The organism is Serratia grimesii NBRC 13537, assembly GCF_001590905.1.
In the GTDB taxonomy this organism is placed as follows: Bacteria; Pseudomonadota; Gammaproteobacteria; order Enterobacterales; family Enterobacteriaceae; genus Serratia; species Serratia grimesii.
Genome location: NZ_BCTT01000006.1, coordinates 363,703 through 383,586, shown reverse-complemented (window position 1 = coordinate 383,586; position 19,884 = coordinate 363,703). Strand labels below are relative to the sequence as shown.

The window sequence follows — 19,884 nt, the reverse complement described above, 5'->3', positions numbered from 1 at the left end:
GGCCATGTCGAACTTCAATACTCTGGTCAACTGGGCAGACTGCAGCGCCGAACAGCGCACAGCATTGCTGATGCGTCCGGCAATCTCCGCCTCGGACAGCATCACCCGCACGGTGAGCGAAATCCTCGACAACGTGAAGGCCAATGGCGATCAAGCGTTGCGCGATTACAGCGCCAAATTTGATAAAACCGAAGTTGGTGCACTGCGCGTCACCGCAGAGCAAATAGCCGCTGCCAGCGCCCGCCTGGGTGATGAGATCAAACAGGCGATGGCCGTAGCGGTCGCTAATGTGGAGACTTTCCACAATGCACAACAACTGCCACCGGTTGATGTGGAAACCCAGCCGGGCGTGCGTTGCCAGCAAGTAACCCGCCCGATCGATTCAGTCGGTCTGTATATTCCCGGCGGCTCCGCGCCGCTGTTTTCTACCGTATTGATGCTGGCGACACCGGCACGTATCGCCGGTTGCCGTCGCGTAGTGCTGTGTTCACCGCCGCCGATTGCCGATGAAATTTTGTATGCTGCACAACTGTGCGGCGTCAAAGAAGTTTTTCAGGTCGGTGGCGCGCAGGCAATTGCCGCCATGGCTTTCGGTACCGACTCCGTACCACGCGTGGCGAAAATCTTCGGGCCGGGCAATGCCTTTGTTACCGAAGCCAAACGCCAAATCAGCCAACGGCTGGACGGGGCTGCCATCGATATGCCAGCCGGCCCTTCCGAAGTGCTGGTGATCGCCGATGCTGGTGCCACCCCGGCATTCGTTGCCTCGGATCTGCTGTCGCAGGCAGAGCACGGCCCGGACTCGCAGGTGATCTTGTTAACCCCCGATGCCGCAATGGCGCAGGCAGTCCGCGTTGCCGTAGAACAGCAACTGGCACAATTACCACGCGCCGAAACTGCACGTCAGGCGCTGGCCAGTAGCCGATTGATCGTCACCAAAGATTTGGCCGAATGCGTAGACATCAGCAATCAATATGGTCCGGAACACCTGATCATTCAGACCCGCGACGCCCGCGCTCTGGTCGACAGCATCACCAGCGCCGGTTCGGTGTTTCTCGGTGACTGGTCACCGGAGTCTGCCGGTGACTATGCATCCGGCACCAACCACGTACTGCCGACCTATGGTTACACCGCCACCTGCTCCAGTTTGGGGCTGGCGGACTTCCAAAAGCGCATGACGGTACAAGAGCTGACGCCGCAGGGCTTTATGAACCTGGCCGCCACCATTGAAACCCTGGCCGCTGCCGAGCAGTTGATTGCCCACAAAAACGCCGTAACCCTGCGCGTTGCCGCATTGAAGGAGCAAGCATGAGCATTGAAAACCTGGCGCGCGCCAACGTTCGCGAGCTGACCCCGTATCAATCAGCCCGCCGCTTGGGGGGGAACGGCGACGTGTGGTTAAACGCCAACGAATACCCGATCGCCCCGGAATTCCAACTGACCGCGCAGACCTTTAACCGCTACCCGGAGTGCCAACCGGCGCTGGTAATCGAGCGCTATGCCGATTATGCAGGGGTTAAAAAGGAACAGGTGCTGGTCAGTCGTGGGGCGGACGAAGGCATTGAACTGCTGATCCGCGCCTTCTGCGAACCGGGCAAAGACGCCATTCTGTTCTGCCCACCGACCTACGGAATGTATGCCGTCAGCTCAGAAACCTTCGGTGTAGAACGTCGTACTGTAGCGACCAAGCAGGATTGGCAACTGGATTTGCCTGCTATCGCTGACAGCCTGGACAACGTTAAACTGATTTATGTTTGCAGCCCTAACAATCCGACAGGGAACCTGATCGACCCGAACGATCTGCGTACTCTGCTCGAAATGGCCAAAGGCAAGGCGATCGTCGCGGTTGACGAAGCCTATATCGAGTTCTGCCCGCAGGCCAGTGTGGCTGGCTGGCTGAGCGACTACCCACACTTGGCTGTTCTGCGTACCTTATCCAAAGCCTTTGCGTTAGCCGGTTTGCGTTGTGGTTTTACCTTGGGTAATGAAGATCTGATCGCCTTGTTGCTGAAGGTTATCGCCCCTTATCCACTATCGACCCCGGTCGCAGATATCGCTGCGCAAGCACTCAGTACCGAAGGTATCCGCGTGATGCGTCAACGGGTTACCGAGATTGCAGCCAACCGCAGTTGGCTACAGCAGGCGCTGCAAAACTGTGCCTGCGTCGAACAGGTTTTCACCAGCGACAGTAACTACCTGCTGGTACGTTTCACTGCTTCAAGTAATGTGTTTAAAACCTTGTGGGATCAGGGCATTATCTTAAGAGACCAAAATAAACAGCCCGGGTTATCCGGTTGCCTGCGTATTACCATAGGCACCCGTGATGAATGCCAACGCGTGGTTGACGCGCTGTCTGCCCTGCCCGGCGCCAACAAGACTCGCCAGGAGCCAATGTGAGCCAAAAAATCCTCTTTATTGACCGTGACGGTACGCTGATTGCCGAACCACCAGAAGACTTCCAGGTCGATCGTCTGGATAAGCTGGCGCTGGAACCGGACGTGATCCCTTCACTGCTGGCTTTGCAGCAGGCAGGTTATCAGCTGGTAATGATCACCAATCAGGATGGGCTCGGCACCGCCAGTTTCCCGCAGGAAACCTTCGACCCTCCGCACAACCTGATGATGCAGATCCTCAGTTCGCAAGGCATTCACTTTGACGATATTTTGATTTGTCCGCACCTTCCTGCGGACAATTGCGACTGCCGCAAACCGAAAACTGCGCTGGTGAAGAGCTACCTCGAACCTGGTGTGATGGATACTGCCCATTGCTATGTGATCGGCGACCGGCCGACCGACGTGCAGTTGGCGGAAAACATGGGTATTCAGGGATTGCGTTACCAACGTGAAACGCTGGGTTGGAAGGAGATCGTTCGTCAGTTGACCCAACGAGATCGCCACGCTCGGGTTAACCGTGTAACCAAAGAAACACAAATCGACGTCAACGTCTGGCTGGATCGTGAAGGTGGCAGCAAGATCAAAACCGGCGTCGGTTTCTTCGACCACATGCTGGATCAGATAGCCACCCACGGCGGTTTCCGTATGGACATCGACGTGAAAGGCGACCTGTATATTGACGATCACCACACGGTGGAGGATACCGGGCTGGCGCTCGGCGAAGCCTTGAACAAGGCGCTGGGCGACAAACGCGGTATCGCACGCTTCGGCTTTGTGCTGCCGATGGACGAGTGCCTGGCACGCTGTGCGCTGGATATCTCCGGGCGTCCACACCTGGAATATAAAGCCGAGTTCAACTATCAACGTGTTGGCGATCTTAGTACCGAAATGGTCGAACATTTCTTCCGCTCATTGTCCTACACCATGGGTTGTACGCTGCACCTGAAAACCAAAGGCAAAAACGACCACCACCGTGTCGAAAGCCTGTTCAAAGTGTTTGGTCGTACGCTGCGCCAGGCAATCCGCGTTGAGGGCACTACCCTCCCGAGTTCGAAAGGAGTGCTGTGATGAACGTGGTGATTCTGGATACAGGTTGCGCTAACCTCGCCTCTGTCACCTATGCGGTGCAGCGCTTGGGCTACCAACCCGATGTCAGTCGTGATCCTGAGATCGTGTTGCGCGCCGACAAGCTCTTTCTACCCGGCGTCGGCACCGCGCAGGCAGCGATGGATCAACTGGAACAACGTGAACTCATTGAGTTGATCAAAGCCTGCACCCAGCCGGTATTGGGGATTTGCCTCGGTATGCAATTGCTGGCAAAAAGCAGCGAAGAGAACGGCGGCATCAATACGCTGGGTATTATCGATACCCCGGTGGTGCAGATGACCGACTTCGGCCTGCCTCTGCCGCATATGGGCTGGAATCAGGTTTCCGCACAGGCAGGCCATCACCTGTTCCGCGGCATCGAAGACGGTGCTTACTTCTACTTCGTTCACAGCTATGCGATGCCGATATGCCCAAGCACCATCGCCCAGGCGAACTACGGCGAGCCCTTCACCGCCGCCGTGCAAAAAGACAATTTCTTCGGCGTGCAGTTTCATCCAGAGCGATCTGGAGCGGCCGGTGCGCAACTGTTGAAAAACTTTCTGGAGATGTAGGCAGCATGATTATTCCGGCTTTGGACTTGATCGACGGTAACGTGGTGCGCTTGCATCAGGGCGATTACGGCCAGCAACGCGACTACGGTAACGATCCGCTGCCGCGTCTGCAGGACTACCAACAACAAGGTGCACAGGTATTGCATTTGGTCGATCTGACCGGTGCCAAAGATCCGACTGCACGTCAGATCCCTCTACTGCGTAAGTTACTGGCGGGGGTTAACGTGCCGGTACAGGTTGGTGGTGGCATTCGTAACGAACAAGACGTTTCTGCTTTATTGGAGGCCGGTGCATCTCGCGTAGTGATCGGCTCTACCGCGGTAAAACAACCGCAAATGGTGCAAGGCTGGTTTGAACGTTACGGCGCAGATGCAATGGTGCTTGCGCTGGACGTACGCATCGATGCTGACGGTACCAAACGCGTAGCCATCAGTGGCTGGCAAGAGAATTCTGACGCCACGCTGGAGCAGGTGGTTGAGCAATTTCTGCCTTATGGCCTGAAGCATGTATTGTGCACCGATATTTCCCGTGATGGCACACTGGCCGGTTCCAATGTCGCGCTGTATCAGGAAATTAGTCAGCGCTATCCGCAGATCGCCTTCCAGGCGTCCGGCGGCATTGGCAATCTGGACGATATCGCCCAGCTACGCGGCAGTGGTGTTGAAGGTGTGATTGTAGGGCGTGCCCTGCTGGAAGGTAAGTTTAGCGTTGAGGAGGCAATCGCATGCTGGCAAAACGGATAATCCCCTGCCTGGATGTTAAAGATGGGCAAGTCGTGAAGGGCGTGCAATTCCGCAACCATGAAATCATTGGCGACATCGTACCGCTGGCGCAACGCTATGCGCAAGAAGGCGCAGATGAACTGGTGTTTTACGACATTACCGCATCCTCCGACGGCCGGGTTGTCGATAAAAGCTGGGTATCACGAGTAGCAGAAGTGATCGATATTCCGTTCTGCGTCGCGGGTGGCATCAAAAGCCCGGAAGATGCTAGCCAGATCCTCTCTTTCGGCGCCGACAAGATTTCTATCAACTCACCAGCGCTGGCCGATCCTACATTGATTAGCCGTCTGGCGGATCGTTTTGGCGTGCAATGCATTGTCGTCGGTATTGATACCTGGTTTGACAGCGAAACCGGCAAGTATCACGTCAACCAATATACTGGCGATGAAAGCCGTACCCGCGTCACCCAATGGGAAACTCTCGATTGGGTTAAAGAAGTGCAAAAACGCGGCGCAGGCGAGATTGTGCTGAATATGATGAATCAGGATGGCGTGCGCAACGGTTACGATTTAGAACAGCTGCGGCAGGTACGGGAAGTCTGTAAGGTGCCGTTGATCGCCTCCGGCGGCGCGGGCACCATGGAGCACTTCCTGGAAGCGTTCCGTGATGCGGACGTTGATGGCGCACTGGCGGCGTCAGTGTTCCATAAGCAAATCATTAATATTGGCGACCTGAAAAGGTTCCTGGTCGAACAAGGCGTGGAGATTCGCGTGTGTTAACAGAACAACAGAAAAACCAGCTAGACTGGGAAAAAACCGACAATCTGATGCCAGCTATCGTGCAACACGCCGTCTCTGGCGAGGTGCTGATGCTTGGTTATATGAACCAGGAAGCACTGGCCGCGACCGAGCAAAGCGGCAAGGTCACCTTCTTCTCTCGCACCAAACAACGGTTGTGGACCAAAGGTGAAAGCTCTGGGCACTTCCTCAACGTGGTCAGCATCACACCAGACTGTGACAATGATACGCTGTTGATTCTGGTCAACCCGATAGGCCCAACCTGCCACCTGGGTAACACCAGCTGTTTCTACCCAGCCAACAGCGATTGGGGTTTTCTCTATCAGCTAGAACAACTGCTCGCTGAGCGCAAGACTGCCAGCCCGGACAGCTCTTACACGGCAAGTCTGTATGCCAGTGGCACTAAACGCATCGCGCAGAAAGTGGGGGAAGAAGGCGTAGAAACCGCGCTGGCCGCCACAGTAAACGACCGTGAAGAACTGACCAACGAAGCTTCCGATCTGATTTATCACCTGTTGGTGCTGCTGCAAGATCAGGATTTGGACTTGAGCAAAGTGATTGGCCGCCTGCGCGAGCGGCATCAGAAATAATTACCTATCGTCTTCGAGGCACGATTTTTTCGTGCCTCAACACTTCCAACATTTGACTAAACCGCTTACCGTCACGTTCTAACACCTTTTTTTCCAAAAATACCGTTTTGATCCTATATTGAAACTGATATGTAAACAACATGTTAGGATTAATGATATGATAAACGAAAAACTTTCATGCTTTGAAAGCATGGGTGACAATTGTGAGTTCGGTTTTTATCTACGTTCGAAAGGTATTGAAAGCGGTAGCTTATTCCGTTGGTCGCTAATCAAAGACCACCAAGATGTTTTAAATTTAATCTCCAGCGATTTTGATGGATTCTATAGACTAGATAACCTTCAGCCCACCTGGAGAAATATGTTGATTGACAATACGAACGGTATTATTTTCCATACAGAACTGTACAGTCACCAAATAGACGGGAATTGGGTTTTTGAAGACAGTGATAAAGAAATAAAAGAAAAATACTTGATAGAAAAAGAGAAAATAGATTACTTAGTCAATAAGTTCAAAATATCACTAAAAGAAGGGAATCGTGTTTTCGTTATCAAAAAAAACAACAATCAGATTGACATGTCTATTATCAGGCAACTAGCTGGTAAACTTAACCAGTGTGGGAAAACCAAAATACTGGTAGTGTTTCAAAGCGATGATATCAACAAACAAGGCACGGTAGAGTATCATGATGATCACGTGCTAGTTTCCTATATTGACCGGTTTGCCGACTATAGCCAAGCAGATAATATCTCTATCGAAGGATGGGATAAAATAATTAATAATGCTATCAGCATTCTGTAGGAAATAATAAAATACCAATTTCTGAGAAGGTGCTTAAGACTGTATATAAAAAACGCCGCAGTATGCGGCGTTTCCTTTTATTTTAACGTCCCCGAAGAGTATTAAATATTTTGCGGCCAACTCGATAGAAGAAGCCCTTCTTGTTCACAGCAGAAAACAGGGCATTGAAGCGATCGTGAGCCCAACCATCTCTCTGCTGGGAGATTAGGTAATCGAGTTTCTCATTGATCACTCCAATTTCTGCTGAGCCATTAACATTCGGGTTACTACGGTAGAAAGCCAAATCACGTTCCAACCGACTTATCTTATCCATAAAGGATGGAATCAACCCCATTGTATATTGGATCTGATTATCAGGAGACATGAATGGGCGATAACTACGGAAGTTATTCTTACTCTTATTACCACTAATCAACATACCGCTGTTAGCGACGCGGTACCAGAATAAGGCTTCAGGCACCAGCTGAATTTTATGCCCTGACAAAGCCACACGGCAGAAGAATTCCCAATCCTCATGACCAATACCATAATCTTCAGTAAAACCACCAACGCTGTCGAAGATGCTCTTTCTAATCATTGCATTTGCATCACCAAAACAGTTTGCGAAGCTAGCCACATTCAGATCGGCTCCCAACGGAAGCCAACAATCTTTCATCTTACGGAATGGTGATGGGAATTCATCGCCATAAATCAAATCGCTTGGCGTAGTCAGCAAATCGCAACCCGAGTGAACGGCTGCGTGTACAAATGTTTCAATCTCATGCGGTTTAGCCACATTATCATCATCCATGAAGATTAAATATTCACCGGATGCATGTTTAGCCGCTAAATTTCTTGCTGCTCCCAAGTAATTATTGGAGCTTTTTATAATCTTCCATCCCTTAGTCGTAAACTCTTTGTTTAGTAGGTCAAGGTAGCGTCGGGACTCTTCTTTAATACTGCCATCATCGACGAGGATAACTTCAAAATTAGAGTACGTTTGTGTTTTTAAAGATGCAATAGCTTGTTGAAGCAGATGACTTCGATCGTGGTGCACCAGACACACGCTGACTAGTGGCTCCTGATTTACATCAGCAGAAAGCTCACTTCTTGCGAAAGATTCGTTAAATTTATTAACCCAAGATGTTTTAATGTCATCAACATCCTGCACCAAATTCGATTTAATTTTGAGAGTTAATAATCTCAAAATAATTTTCTGATAAAGTGAGCTCGGTGTTGGGTCAAATATAATATCAGAATGGTTTTCTTCAGGAATAAGCTCTTTAATTCCCCCCACAGACGAGGCAATAAAGTTCACTCCTCCGATCAGGCACTCATAGACCGTGTATGGTGAATTTTCTACCAAAGAAGGGATAATGACAAGAGCATTGTCTTTTTTAATATAGGCATCAGCTTGAGTACGATCATAGTCGGTAATAATATTTACTTTAGTATCAAGCGAATCTGTTTTGGTTCTAATATGCTCAATAGAGTTGAAACCTTCAGCCACAACCCCTTTTCCCATGAATGTAATGGCAGATATTTTAGCCACTTCATCTTCTTTTAGGTTATGCAAAGCTCGGAGAAAAATATCTAACCCTTTACGTGTTTCCAGGCGACCAAAGAAGATTAACTCAATGCCCGAAGCCGATTTTCTTGCACTTTTGGGAATGATCTCGTTATCAGTTGGGCTGATAGAAAATGGCTCACAGTTGAGAATAACCTGACTCGCGGAGGGTAGTACCCATTTCTTATCGCGCATCCAATTCAAAAGGTATTGCGAAGGACTAATGAGCTCATCTGCCATTTCAACGACCTTTTGCTCCATGAAATAAAGCTCCATGTGATTTTGGTCGTAAGGAAGTTGATAGTTCCCTTCATCAGCCCACAGCGTAGAACTGTGTGTATTAATGATAAATTTAGTATCGGCAAAGAACAGCCCCTGTTCTTTAGCCAAAAGCGTATAATAAAGGTCAGCTTGCCATTCACAAGATATCACTACATCATAATGAGCGCTTTCGGAGTCCTTCATCCACTCGTAAACGTTATAGCTTTTCCTTCTGAAATACGGCGCATCAATATTAATTTCTTTCAAAGGAGGAAGAACCATTAATTTTACTTTATGTTCTTCATAGACGTCTATCCAATGATCTATTTTTCTTTCGCCAGATTCTGAATAATCACCGCAGGTATACAGTATCTCGACATCAAAGCCTGATTTCGCCATATTCACAGCTAGTGAGGTAAAAGCTGTTCCAATTCCTCCATTACGGATTGGGCCTTCAATATCAGGAGTAACTATAAGAACCTTTTTCATAAAAAACTCATCCTTTTATCATTCTAATAACTTGCGCTGATTATTTTTATCACAATCTTTACACTGCTATAGTCTTGTCGAACAACAAATACTTCTGTAAGGTTGCAGGAGAGAGCTTATGAGGCATAGTTTCTCTGCTTACCTATCATTGAATTTTACGAGGTTAAAAATGCCCCATCAAAATGAAAATCAATTTACCTCAACGTTACGAGAACTCTATAAAAAATACCGTTTTATCTATAAAGCAAATCCAGGAAATGCAGGTGATGGCGTCATCGCTGCTGCGACCTATGATTACCTCAACGCTAATGGTTTTGATTACTCACCATTCAGTGTTTCAGAAGTCTATACACCAGAAAGAGACGTGCTTCTGTTTGGCGGTGGTGGGAATTTGATCGAGGGTTATTACGCCGAAGGGCGTGATTTTATCAAAAACAACCTAGAAAAATTCGCAAAAGTAATTATATTTCCTTCAACAGTTTTCGGCTATACGGATTTCTTTAAAGAAAATATAAAACACCTTTTTGTATGTTGTCGTGAAAAAACCTCTTACGATCGTTTATTGAAACTGGGATATATTCCAGGAGAGTCTGTTATCCTGACGCAAGATATGGCCTTTTATCTGGATAAAGGGAAATATATCAATAACGTCAGACCTACTAAAAGCAAGGCTTCTTGCTACCGTACCGACTCAGAATCATTGACCAAGCAACAGTACGAAAATAATCACGACATTTCTCTGACATGGAATGGAGATTATTGGGATAACGTTGATCTAGCGAGGAACTCAACGCGTTCGCTTATCAGTTTTTTACAAGAATACCGAGCTGTAGATACCGATAGGCTACATGTGGCAATTTTAGGCTCACTATTAGGTATGGAAGTAAACTTCTATCCCAACTCATATTATAAGAATGAATCTGTTTATGAGCATTCACTTATAAACTATTATCCGAATACTTATTTCATTAAGTGACAATAAGTAATACGAGAAAAACCGCCGAGCATCAGCTAGGCGGTTTTTTTATCGTTCAACGAGCAGAGATTAAAATTACTCCATCCATTCGGTATGGAACACGCCTTCTTTGTCGATGCGTTTGTACGTATGCGCACCGAAATAGTCACGCTGCGCCTGGATCAAGTTGGCTGGCAGGACCGCTGAACGGTAGCTGTCGTAGTACGCGATAGCCGCAGAGAACGTAGGCGTAGGGATGCCGTTTTGCACTGCGTAAGACACCACATCACGCAAAGCTTGTTGATATTCGTCGGCAATTTGCTTGAAGTATGGTGCCAGCAGCAGGTTGGCAATATCCGCATCCTGAGCATAAGCATCCGTGATTTTCTGCAGGAACTGGGCGCGAATAATGCAACCAGCACGGAAAATCTTGGCAATCTCACCGTAATGCAGATCCCAGTTGTTTTCTTTGGAAGCCGCTTTCAACTGAGAGAAGCCCTGTGCATAAGAAACGATTTTGCCCAAGTACAGTGCACGACGCACTTTCTCAATAAATTCCGCTTTGTTGCCGCTTACTGGCGTCGCTTTAGGGCCAGTCAACACTTTAGATGCCGCAACACGCTGCTCTTTCAGTGAAGACAGATAGCGCGCGAACACTGACTCGGTGATCAACGACAGCGGCTCGCCCAAATCCAGAGAGCTCTGGCTGGTCCATTTACCGGTGCCTTTGTTCGCAGCCTCATCCAGGATCACATCGACCAGATACTTACCTTCTTCATCTTTTTTGGTGAAGATATCTTTGGTAATATCGATTAAGTAACTGTTCAGCTCGCCTTTATTCCATTCGGCAAAGGTTTCTGCCAACTGCTCATTGCTCAAGTTCAACGCTTGCTTCAACAAGGAGTAAGCTTCAGCGATCAGCTGCATATCGCCATACTCAATACCGTTGTGTACCATCTTCACATAGTGACCGGCGCCATCAGAGCCGATATAGGCCACACAAGGTTCGCCTTCAGCTACCGCGGCGATTTTCTTCAAGATTGGCGCCACCAGCTCGTAAGCTTCCTTTTGGCCACCAGGCATGATTGAAGGACCTTTCAGTGCGCCCTCCTCACCACCGGACACGCCGGTACCGATGAAGTTGAAACCTTGATCAGACAGTTCACGATTACGACGAATAGTGTCCTGATAGTAGGTGTTACCACCATCAATCAGAATGTCACCTTTATCCAGATGTGGAGTCAGAGAAGCAATGGTTTTGTCTGTCGCTTCACCCGCTTTTACCATCAGCAAAATGCGGCGTGGTTTTTCCAGCGATTCAACAAATTCTTCGACGGTATAGTGCGGTACCAGGTTTTTGCCTGGGTTTTCAGCAATAACTTCATCCGTTTTATCGCCTGAGCGGTTAAAGATCGAAACGGTATAACCACGGCTTTCGATATTCAGTGCCAGATTGCGGCCCATTACCGCCATGCCGACAACGCCGATTTGTTGCTTGGACATTGAGGAACTCCTGTCTGAGGATGACCCTGCTAGCAACTTTGGCCAACAGGTTTTGTGATGTGGCACACATGTTAACTCAGGATTGAACCGCGTGGGTAGTGATTGGTGCGATAGGCTTTGCTACGGGTTGCAACTTGTCAGAAATTATACAGTTGAGACAATAATTTCTGTTTAGCCTTACGAATAAACTCCCTGCCTTCCCGGCGATCGCAGTCAGTTTTCGTTGAGAGTAAAAGAAGCAGCGCCTCTAGGGAGATATCCGGCCTGGCCATCGGCCAATCAGAGATTACTCGCAAACTTGAAAATTTATTATCATAATAATCTGACCAAGACAGTGCTATCCCACCTACGCCGAGACTGGCAGCAATCACCTGAAAGTGGAAGCGGGAACTGACGCAAAAATCATGGGCGGCGAATACCAGTCCCTCTTGCCAAACTCGTTCAAAATGCACGAAGTCAACCTGTGGAAATCGCTCTCGTACTTGGTGAAAGAACACACCATCTGAGCCGGGACGGAATTCATAAAATTTGATTTCGGAAGAAGGATGCTCTTGACTAAATTTTGTGATTACCTGTTGCAATAACGACAACAGTCTCTCAGTCAGGCCGCTGTCTTCGAATAGTTCAGTGTGAACACACATGTGCAGAGTATAGTGTTCACGTTCCACGATACGTCCTGCAGGGCAATAAGGGAATGCAAAGTAATCATCACCAGTAAAAACCAATGCAGGAAGCTCAAAGTGGGCCAAAACTTCATAACTGGCCAAATCCCTTACATCAAAATGCTCAAACTGACGAATAAACGGCGCAAGCTTTGCGGCATTTTCGGGCGAAAGTGGTTGAAGTCCCAATCCCGTTGCATAACAAGAAAGTTGATGATTTTTGGCGAAATAAGCAGCCAATTCGATTAAACGCGCGTTGGCACCCCAAAGCTCATTGATATACCCCCCTCCTAGTAAATGAATACTTTGTGCAGAGGCGAACACCCCTGACATTAAGCGTTCACGTAACGGCAAGGTGTGAGGATCGGCGAATTTCCCAGCGACTGAGCCTTCATCTCCCAATGCCTGAGCCAAACGCCAGAGATAATCTACACACTTCACAGAGGGAAAGAGTTCTGCTGCAACGACCGCGTCAACCGCATCCAGATAAAGAGTACAACCAGGAAACTTTCGTTGTAATTCATTTACCCAATATCGTGTCAGCATATCATCACCAAAATTTGGCATGCCTGAAGCAGAAACTAAATAAAAAATTTTATTTGGAATAGACGAGTTCTGAATGTCTTTATTGTGCTTTTTCGTCCATAACTTCTCGAAAAAAGCCAAAATAATGCTCCTGTTATGAATAACTTCCAGTAGCAATCGCGCGTCGATAGAGTTTTAAAGTGTCATCAATCACCAAAGATGATGCGAACTTACTCTCAATACGCTCGCGGCTGCGAACGCCCATTTCTACACGTTTGTTGGGACTGGTGAGCAACTTCTCTAACTTTTCTGCTAAAAGATTGATATTACGTTTCTCGACCAAACTACCGGTGTACTCATCGATGATCAGACTCTGGCAACCACCAACATCGTAGGCAATGCAAGCACGACCAACTGATGAAGCTTCCAGCAAGATACGCGGAATACCTTCAGAATAAGTGGAAGGCAGCGCGACAACGTTAGATGCCTTAATCAGGCTGTAAACATCACTGCAGCGACCAAGCCAATTTATTAACCCCTGCCGGTGCCACTCTTCAATCTTAGATAGGGGTATCGCGTCAGGATCGTCAACGATCGAGATCCCTGCCACATTAAGTACAAAATCAACGCCTTTAAGAGCCAGGCGTTTTTTCACCTCAACCAGATCGCCCAACCCTTTGCTCCACAGCAAGCGGCTTGCGAATAACACAACCGGTTTTTCACGGTTGACTTCAAGTGAATAATGATAAATATGCGGATCTATCCCTGCACCATCGATCACAACCGTTTGGCTTTTTTTTGCTTTCGTCAGTGTGGTGAGCCGATCGCGATCATGCTCATGCTCAAAGGCAAGCAGGCATTTCTCATTCTTGAAAATATGGTTATAGGAACGCAATGTCAGGAAACGAATGACGTTCATCGACAACTTATCTTCCATAAACACGCGCCCCAATCCAACGAACCCGAGAATGATAGGCTTGTTATAAAAGCGGGCAAAAAACCCCCCCATCAGGCAAGGCTTGATGGTGATGCAATGTAAAACATCCGGGTTAATTCTCTTGAGTAATTGCCATACCCTGACCAACGAACTAAAGAAGTTGATCGGGTTAATAGACTGCTCCGAGATAGAAGAGTCATGACAAATGAAACCTTTTTCGGTCAGCTTTTGCTGAATGTCGCCCCCCACAAAATGACTGACAACATGAATTTCATAGCCAGCAGCTTTGGCTGCCAGTGCTCTCTCAACCCAGTGAAGTTCAAAGTACCAATCTGAGTTGATAAAATAACAAATCTTTTTCATTTAACTCTTACCGGCTAATGTCGTTTACCATTTTTACGTGATATACCGTCAACAATACCGCGCATTACATATCTAATATATTCGATCTTGTCACCTTGGGAGGTAAAAGTAAGTAAATATTTAGCAATACGTAACACGATGGCTCCGAATGAGTAAGGTCTCTCATTTTTTTTGAACAACATTCTAGAGAGCAGCAAATTCCTAACCAGATAGTATACCTTCCACGATGGGTTAATCCCCCCATTAGCTGGCGCTACATCATGCAAGAACAGCAGCTCTGGCGAGTATCGGAATCGATATCCCTGTTGATTCAACCTGTAAGAGAAGTAAAGATCATCATAATAAATAAAAAGTTCTGACCAGATAGACTCAATATTGGCAGCTAAAACGTCTTTGCGAATTATTGCACCAACAAACGAAAGAGTCACCACCTCCGACACCGTCGACTCTGCGGGAGTATAACGAGATGGCCTTACAATATAATCTAACGTCTTTAGCAGTGAAGTCGGCATTTTACTGAAAGGCACATTCATTTTGCAAAGCGCACCTTGCATATCAACAACTCTGCAACAGTACGCATCATGTTTGGACTTTTCCACACTAGCAAAGCGTACCAGCAACTCGGTATCCGGGTAAGCGTCGTCATCAAACATAAACACCCAATCGGCGTCTATTTTTTCCGCAACGAACTTGGAACCCAGCTTAAAGCCTCCTGCACCGCCGTTGTTCTGATCGGCACTTACTACGTGCAGACGTGGATCTTCAATATTCTTCAGCCAAATATTTGTATCGTCAGTTGAAGCATTATCAACAATGACAATGTGATCAAACGGCAACGCAGCGGTCGCCGTCCAACATTGTTTCAATTTTGCCAAGCGATTGAAGGTAACAATTAACGCCACGGTTTTCATCTGATGCTGACCGTAAATACAGGCATAGCATTAGTTTGCTCCAAACTGGCGAGATAGAGTTCGGCCGTTTTTAACGCTTCGGCGATAGTTACATCCATATCCAGATAACGATATGTACCCAAGCGACCAATGAAGGTTATATTCTGTTCTTTCTCAGCCAAATCAACGTATTTCTCCAACAGGCTCATTTCACCAACCTGCCGAATCGGATAGTAAGGGATATCATTTTCCCCACACGCGCGGCTGTACTCTTTATAGCAAACAGAACCTTCATGCTGTTCCCAAGGTGAGAAATATTTATGCTCAGTTATGCGGGTATAAGGCACCGATTGCTCGCAATAGTTCATCACGGCACACCCTTGATAATCGCCTTCCACAGAGAATTTCTCAAAGTCCAGCGTGCGATAACCTAAACGACCGAATTGGAAGCCGTAGAACGCATCCAGCGGGCCGCTATAAAATACATGGTCGTAATTTCCACGCTCTTCCTCCTGGAAGTTAGTTCCAAGTGATACGGAGATATTAGGATGGTCCAAAATACCTTCTACCATCTTGGTGTAGCCATCTTTCGGCATCCCCTGGAACTTATGATTAAAGTAATTATCATCATAGTTAAAACGGATAGGTAAACGCTTGAGAATCGAGGCTGGCAGTTGAGCGGGCGACATCCCCCACTGCTTGATGGTGTAACCTTTAAAAAACGCTTCGTAGAGATCTTTGCCAACAAAACGCAGCGCTTGTTCTTCAAATGATTGGGGGTCTGCAATGCTAGTATCGCCTTTTTCTGCGATCAGAGCTTTCGCTTCCGTCGGCGAACAGGTTTTTCCAAAGAACTGGTTAATCGTATGCAAATTTATTGGCAATGAGAAAACTTGACCATTAACAGTCGCCTTAACACGATTAACATAAGGCATCATCGTCGAATACTGATTAACAAAATCCCATACCTGCTCATTGTCAGTATGAAAGATATGTGGTCCATAGGTATGTACCATAACATCAGTTTTCGCATCCCGGGCATCGTAGCAGTTCCCGGCAATGTGATCGCGGCTATCAATAATCTGGATCAAATGCCCTTTTTCGGCCAATTGACGACCAATTATCGCACCAGAGAATCCGGCACCTACGATTAAGATTCTTTTGCTATTCATCATTACATTATCCAATAATTACGCGTCTAATTTTATAGAAATATTTTGTCATAATATTCCGACGCGACGTACCCTTTGGCGCCAAACGATTAAGCATTGGCATCAAAGCGTTCTTCAACTTTGTCTGCAACAGCACTGGCGCTGCTGCTTTTTTCTGCGCTGCAGGCAAAATGGCAGCAGAACTGATAAGACGCTCGTAAGCCTCCAAAGCCCAAGGCGTATTAACGATATTCTTATGATAGTTATCGAAAAAATCTACATGACGTGTATTCCAAGGCTTATTCTCCCCAGCAAAATGTATCATCTTCGGATTACTACGAGCCTCAAGAAACCGCATGTAGGTGGCAAAAGGTAAATTGGGGAAGAAATCCTCGGTATTGCCGTTACCATGATAAACATTCCACTCAAGCGGCAAATAATACACGCGACCATGGAATACTTTATTCATGATATCTTGGTCCAGGAACCAATAAGATTTACTTTTCATCGCATCCATCAGGCAGGCGTACGTATTTTCACGATTCATCTGCGCAATGTTGAACACTAAAATTCCGGCCTGAAAATATCCGTCAGTGTCCGCCATACCCAATGAGGTCGACAAATATTCTTTCGCAGGCATCACGCCATCGCTAGATTGTGATATTGCCCCGAACAGAACAAATCCTTCCATCACAATATCTTTTACCGCCGCCACCAGGTTATTATCCATCGGCACATCCATCAGGGTTGCCAAGTCGCTTTCAACCACGGTGTCTGAATCGATAAAGATAACCTTCTCAAACTCAGAGAAAAGTTTAGGGATAAACAAACGTGCATAAGTTGCCGCGCTGAAGTGCGCACGCGTAAAGACGCTTTTTATCTCAGAGAAAGCATTAACGTCGAAGAAACGCAGACTGACATTATCGAATCCAGAAACCAACGAAAAGAACCGTTTTTTGTTAGCTAAAGAAACACCATTCTCCAGTACAACCACATCATAGTTAACTTTAGAATTAGCATTTTCGATAATCGAGTTAAGTAGTGCAGCTCCGCTAATAGCGTAATTATTATCAAAGCAAATAACAACCGGAACATTATTAACAGGGAATGCCGGTTTCAATTTAGCACTGAAGGTCTCCTGTTGAACAAAAGTTCTTTGCAATTCCTTGACGTTGAAACCATGCAGCTCAATTTGATAATTGACATAAATATTCAGTAGACGCTCTGAAATATGGCCAACCACTCGTTTTTCTTGAGCATTATAATTTTTAAATCGAAGCTTATCTTCCAGCTTATTTAAGATAGAAAAAAGCCATGCCGAATAATCATCAAATATATCCTTTCTCATGACGAACATATTCGTGTAATAGCCTTTTGAATCACTATTAAACTTATCGGCTGCTGATTTGTACTCAGGGTATAGCTGCTCAAGAATTTCCAATGCAATATCGTAATCTTCGATATGCAGATAATTAGAAATTTTATAGTGTTGATAATTGTTTTTACTACCTGCAGCGCTTACATCCCATTTTTTCGGCAGTATTATATCAACATCAGCCAAGCACTGAGTGATGCTTTTATCATTTAAGCCAAATTTCTCATGATATAAATCATCAATTCTCTCATAGTTGACTACACCCCAGTTATCTTCAGGGACTTGTTGATCTTCTGAAAAATTGAAATGGCGGCGATAATGCATAAACCCAACATAATCGGCAGGTTTTGCATTCTTCCAGACCCAATAATGAGCCGTTAATTCGCAGTAAAAAGAGTTTTTAAACGAGATATTATCGCCAGTATCATCACCAGAGCAACCAATTTCGTTTAAATTATTAATCTTTCCAACGTGGATTGGCTGAATCAAGGTTGAGTCAAGAAACTCACTTGGTTTATGGTGACAAGTATATATCTTAATATTATTCATTCGGATTACCTAGTGATTAAAATCATAAAAATCAGGACATTGCTTCCCTGTATTGAGAGATAATAGAATGGGCCTCCCCCATATCCTTCATTTTATGGTTTTCAATCCAAATGACCTTATCACAAATTTTTTCAACGTCTGAAAGGTTATGGCTAACAAATAGAATTGTCACACCCTTCTTCTTAAATTCGTTGATGGTATCAATACATTTACGCTGAAATGAAATGTCACCGACAGCCAAAACCTCATCGATAATTAAAATATCCGGGTCGACCTGTGTGATAACAGAAAATCCAAGTTTCGCTAGCATGCCGCTGGAATATACGCGAATGGGCTCATCGATAAACTCACCCAACTCTGAAAACTCGATGATTTTATCCAGGCGCTGTTTTAACTCTTTGCGACGTAAACCCAACAGCGTAGCGTTAAGCCGAATATTCTCACGCCCAGTGAGCTCAGGATGAAATCCTCCCCCTAGCTCTAACATTGATGCAACACGACCAACCACACTAACTGTGCCGGATGAAGGCTTCATCACTCCGGCAACCAGTCCGAGTGAGGTACTTTTCCCCGCCCCGTTTCGACCAATCAGTGCGACCGACTCCCCTTTTTGCACCTGGAAACTGATGTCTTCAATAGCCAAATAACTACGACCACTTAGCAAACTTAACGCACGACGCGGATTAAAAATCAGTTCCTTAATGCCAGAGCCAATATGATGGTATAACGGATAGCGCTTAGTAACATTCTTAAACTCTATAGCTACGCTCATTATAATATCTCTGCAAATCTGTATTTCAACTTATTGAAAATGCTAACGCCAATGATGATGAACAACAGCGCATATCCATAGAGCATGCCGATCTGATGATAGTCAAGAACACCATTCATAAAGAGATCGCGCCAACTGAGAATCATATTGGCCAGCGGATTGTAATCAATCAAAAAATGGTATTCTTTTGGAATCATATCACCGGAATAGAGAATAGGCGTGCAGTAAAACATTAGCATAATACCCAATGTAATGAATCGTTCCAAATCGCGGAAGAACAGATTCAATGTCGACAACATCATCGCGATGCCAAATGTCATCAACATTTGCGCTATGCCAATAAGAGGAATCCCCCACAACCAGTCAATAGAAGGCCGCATGTCGTATATGTAAAGAAAAACGATTATGACTGGAATAGTACATAAAAAATGCAAACACTCCATTAATACATTGCTAAATGGAATGACAGAGCGTGGGAAAACGGTTTTCTTGATAATTTGGGCATTCGCGATAAAAGAGAATAGTGAATTTGTTGTAGAACTCGCAAACCATTGCCACGGGAAAAGCCCGGTAATAATAAATATGGTATAATTTGGTATTTGAACCCGCATGACCAACTTAAAAATGAAGTAGTAGATCATCGCAAAAAGCAATGGGTTAGCAATTGACCACAAATAACCAAAGAAACTGCTTTTATATCTAACTTTTAATTCTTTCTCTGTAATGACCGCAGCCAAATCCCAGAGATAACCTAGACTATACTTCATATAAAAACTCGATTTAAGATTAAAGTTCCCTAACAATTGAAATCTAATGCTATTTCAACTTCAACTGGTATCGATAATAATTAGTAACACTTCCAAGCCAAGTCGCAGATCCGACAGAGCGAACTTCAGGATGAATTTTAAGCGTTTTTAAACCACGCTACCGCCCCTGGCATTATGGCA

The 19,884-nt window shown here is 46.1% G+C and carries 18 protein-coding genes; 9 read left to right on the top strand and 9 right to left on the bottom strand.

The annotated features are described in order from the left end of the window. The first annotated feature begins 4 nt into the window (after positions 1-4). The 8 genes from hisD (at position 5) to SGR01S_RS08390 (ending at position 6,959) form a co-directional block, all read left to right on the top strand. Complete coding sequence (gene hisD / locus SGR01S_RS08425) at positions 5-1,312, top strand: histidinol dehydrogenase (RefSeq protein WP_061807149.1); 1,308 nt, start codon at positions 5-7, stop codon at positions 1,310-1,312. Further along, positions 1,309-2,397, top strand: a complete 1,089-nt coding sequence (hisC, locus tag SGR01S_RS08420) for a histidinol-phosphate transaminase (protein WP_061807147.1) — start codon at positions 1,309-1,311, stop codon at positions 2,395-2,397. The genes hisD and hisC overlap by 4 nt, the downstream gene beginning before the upstream one ends. Next, positions 2,394-3,461, top strand: a complete 1,068-nt coding sequence (gene hisB, locus SGR01S_RS08415; RefSeq protein ID WP_061807145.1) for a bifunctional histidinol-phosphatase/imidazoleglycerol-phosphate dehydratase HisB — start codon at positions 2,394-2,396, stop codon at positions 3,459-3,461. The genes hisC and hisB overlap by 4 nt, the downstream gene beginning before the upstream one ends. Then, positions 3,461-4,051 (top strand): imidazole glycerol phosphate synthase subunit HisH, encoded by a 591-nt coding sequence (hisH, locus tag SGR01S_RS08410; protein ID WP_037420102.1) that lies wholly within the window; start codon positions 3,461-3,463, stop codon positions 4,049-4,051. Before hisB ends, hisH begins: the two co-directional genes overlap by 1 nt. 5 nt (positions 4,052-4,056) lie before the next feature. After that, positions 4,057-4,794 carry a 1-(5-phosphoribosyl)-5-[(5-phosphoribosylamino)methylideneamino]imidazole-4-carboxamide isomerase gene (gene hisA, locus SGR01S_RS08405; protein ID WP_061807143.1) on the top strand — a complete coding sequence of 246 codons (738 nt, stop codon included), beginning with the start codon at positions 4,057-4,059 and terminating at the stop codon, positions 4,792-4,794. Then, entirely contained in the window at positions 4,776-5,552 is a 777-nt protein-coding gene (gene hisF, locus SGR01S_RS08400) for an imidazole glycerol phosphate synthase subunit HisF (RefSeq protein WP_061807141.1), read from the top strand. The genes hisA and hisF overlap by 19 nt, the downstream gene beginning before the upstream one ends. Further along, complete coding sequence (hisIE, locus tag SGR01S_RS08395) at positions 5,546-6,160, top strand: bifunctional phosphoribosyl-AMP cyclohydrolase/phosphoribosyl-ATP diphosphatase HisIE (RefSeq protein WP_061807139.1); 615 nt, start codon at positions 5,546-5,548, stop codon at positions 6,158-6,160. Before hisF ends, hisIE begins: the two co-directional genes overlap by 7 nt. 157 nt (positions 6,161-6,317) lie before the next feature. Continuing rightward, the gene (locus SGR01S_RS08390) at positions 6,318-6,959 is read left to right on the top strand and encodes a hypothetical protein (protein ID WP_061807137.1); all 642 of its coding nucleotides are present in this window, start codon (positions 6,318-6,320) and stop codon (positions 6,957-6,959) included. A gap of 82 nt (positions 6,960-7,041) precedes the next feature. Here the strand turns inward: SGR01S_RS08390 and SGR01S_RS08385 are convergent, their stop codons facing one another. After that, positions 7,042-9,255 carry a glycosyltransferase gene (locus SGR01S_RS08385; protein WP_061807135.1) on the bottom strand — a complete coding sequence of 738 codons (2,214 nt, stop codon included), beginning with the start codon at positions 9,253-9,255 and terminating at the stop codon, positions 7,042-7,044. A gap of 118 nt (positions 9,256-9,373) precedes the next feature. On the opposite strand from SGR01S_RS08385, the gene SGR01S_RS08380 reads away from it, so the two are divergent. Beyond that, the gene (locus SGR01S_RS08380) at positions 9,374-10,231 is read left to right on the top strand and encodes a polysaccharide pyruvyl transferase family protein (RefSeq protein WP_255212220.1); all 858 of its coding nucleotides are present in this window, start codon (positions 9,374-9,376) and stop codon (positions 10,229-10,231) included. Positions 10,232-10,306: 75 nt separating this feature from the next. Here the strand turns inward: SGR01S_RS08380 and gnd are convergent, their stop codons facing one another. From gnd to SGR01S_RS08340, 8 genes are all read right to left on the bottom strand, one after another. Next, on the bottom strand, positions 10,307-11,713 hold the full coding sequence (gene gnd / locus SGR01S_RS08375) for an NADP-dependent phosphogluconate dehydrogenase (RefSeq protein WP_061807134.1): 1,407 nt from the start codon (positions 11,711-11,713) through the stop codon (positions 10,307-10,309). A 137-nt stretch (positions 11,714-11,850) separates the two neighbouring features. Further along, positions 11,851-13,041 carry a polysaccharide pyruvyl transferase family protein gene (locus tag SGR01S_RS08370; protein ID WP_061807133.1) on the bottom strand — a complete coding sequence of 397 codons (1,191 nt, stop codon included), beginning with the start codon at positions 13,039-13,041 and terminating at the stop codon, positions 11,851-11,853. A 13-nt stretch (positions 13,042-13,054) separates the two neighbouring features. Further along, complete coding sequence (locus tag SGR01S_RS08365; protein WP_061807132.1) at positions 13,055-14,200, bottom strand: glycosyltransferase family 4 protein; 1,146 nt, start codon at positions 14,198-14,200, stop codon at positions 13,055-13,057. A 14-nt stretch (positions 14,201-14,214) separates the two neighbouring features. Beyond that, positions 14,215-15,111, bottom strand: coding sequence for a glycosyltransferase (locus SGR01S_RS08360; protein ID WP_061807131.1), 897 nt, complete (start codon positions 15,109-15,111; stop codon positions 14,215-14,217). Next, entirely contained in the window at positions 15,108-16,262 is a 1,155-nt protein-coding gene (gene glf, locus SGR01S_RS08355) for a UDP-galactopyranose mutase (RefSeq protein WP_061807297.1), read from the bottom strand. The genes SGR01S_RS08360 and glf overlap by 4 nt, the downstream gene beginning before the upstream one ends. 7 nt (positions 16,263-16,269) lie before the next feature. Continuing rightward, positions 16,270-18,165, bottom strand: a complete 1,896-nt coding sequence (locus tag SGR01S_RS08350; protein ID WP_061807129.1) for a DUF4422 domain-containing protein — start codon at positions 18,163-18,165, stop codon at positions 16,270-16,272. A gap of 31 nt (positions 18,166-18,196) precedes the next feature. Continuing rightward, a complete protein-coding gene (locus SGR01S_RS08345) occupies positions 18,197-18,937 on the bottom strand; it encodes an ABC transporter ATP-binding protein (protein WP_061807128.1) in 741 nt (246 codons plus the stop codon). Then, positions 18,937-19,704: an ABC transporter permease gene (locus SGR01S_RS08340; RefSeq protein WP_061807127.1), complete on the bottom strand. Its 768-nt coding sequence runs from the start codon at positions 19,702-19,704 to the stop codon at positions 18,937-18,939. The genes SGR01S_RS08345 and SGR01S_RS08340 overlap by 1 nt, the downstream gene beginning before the upstream one ends. Between the last annotated feature and the right edge of the window lie 180 nt (positions 19,705-19,884).

Bases quoted from the DNA above. Each gene is read 5' to 3' on its own strand.
- hisD (WP_061807149.1), top strand. From the start codon at position 5: ATGTCGAACTTCAATACTCTGGTCAACTGGGCAGACTGCAGCGCCGAA.
- hisC (WP_061807147.1), top strand. From the start codon at position 1,309: ATGAGCATTGAAAACCTGGCGCGCGCCAACGTTCGCGAGCTGACCCCG.
- hisH (WP_037420102.1), top strand. From the start codon at position 3,461: ATGAACGTGGTGATTCTGGATACAGGTTGCGCTAACCTCGCCTCTGTC.
- hisA (WP_061807143.1), top strand. From the start codon at position 4,057: ATGATTATTCCGGCTTTGGACTTGATCGACGGTAACGTGGTGCGCTTG.
- hisF (WP_061807141.1), top strand. From the start codon at position 4,776: ATGCTGGCAAAACGGATAATCCCCTGCCTGGATGTTAAAGATGGGCAA.
- SGR01S_RS08390 (WP_061807137.1), top strand. From the start codon at position 6,318: ATGATAAACGAAAAACTTTCATGCTTTGAAAGCATGGGTGACAATTGT.
- SGR01S_RS08385 (WP_061807135.1), bottom strand. From the start codon at position 9,255: ATGAAAAAGGTTCTTATAGTTACTCCTGATATTGAAGGCCCAATCCGT.
- SGR01S_RS08380 (WP_255212220.1), top strand. From the start codon at position 9,374: ATGAGGCATAGTTTCTCTGCTTACCTATCATTGAATTTTACGAGGTTA.
- gnd (WP_061807134.1), bottom strand. From the start codon at position 11,713: ATGTCCAAGCAACAAATCGGCGTTGTCGGCATGGCGGTAATGGGCCGC.
- SGR01S_RS08365 (WP_061807132.1), bottom strand. From the start codon at position 14,200: ATGAAAAAGATTTGTTATTTTATCAACTCAGATTGGTACTTTGAACTT.
- SGR01S_RS08360 (WP_061807131.1), bottom strand. From the start codon at position 15,111: ATGAAAACCGTGGCGTTAATTGTTACCTTCAATCGCTTGGCAAAATTG.
- glf (WP_061807297.1), bottom strand. From the start codon at position 16,262: ATGAATAGCAAAAGAATCTTAATCGTAGGTGCCGGATTCTCTGGTGCG.
- SGR01S_RS08350 (WP_061807129.1), bottom strand. From the start codon at position 18,165: ATGAATAATATTAAGATATATACTTGTCACCATAAACCAAGTGAGTTT.
- SGR01S_RS08345 (WP_061807128.1), bottom strand. From the start codon at position 18,937: ATGAGCGTAGCTATAGAGTTTAAGAATGTTACTAAGCGCTATCCGTTA.
- SGR01S_RS08340 (WP_061807127.1), bottom strand. From the start codon at position 19,704: ATGAAGTATAGTCTAGGTTATCTCTGGGATTTGGCTGCGGTCATTACA.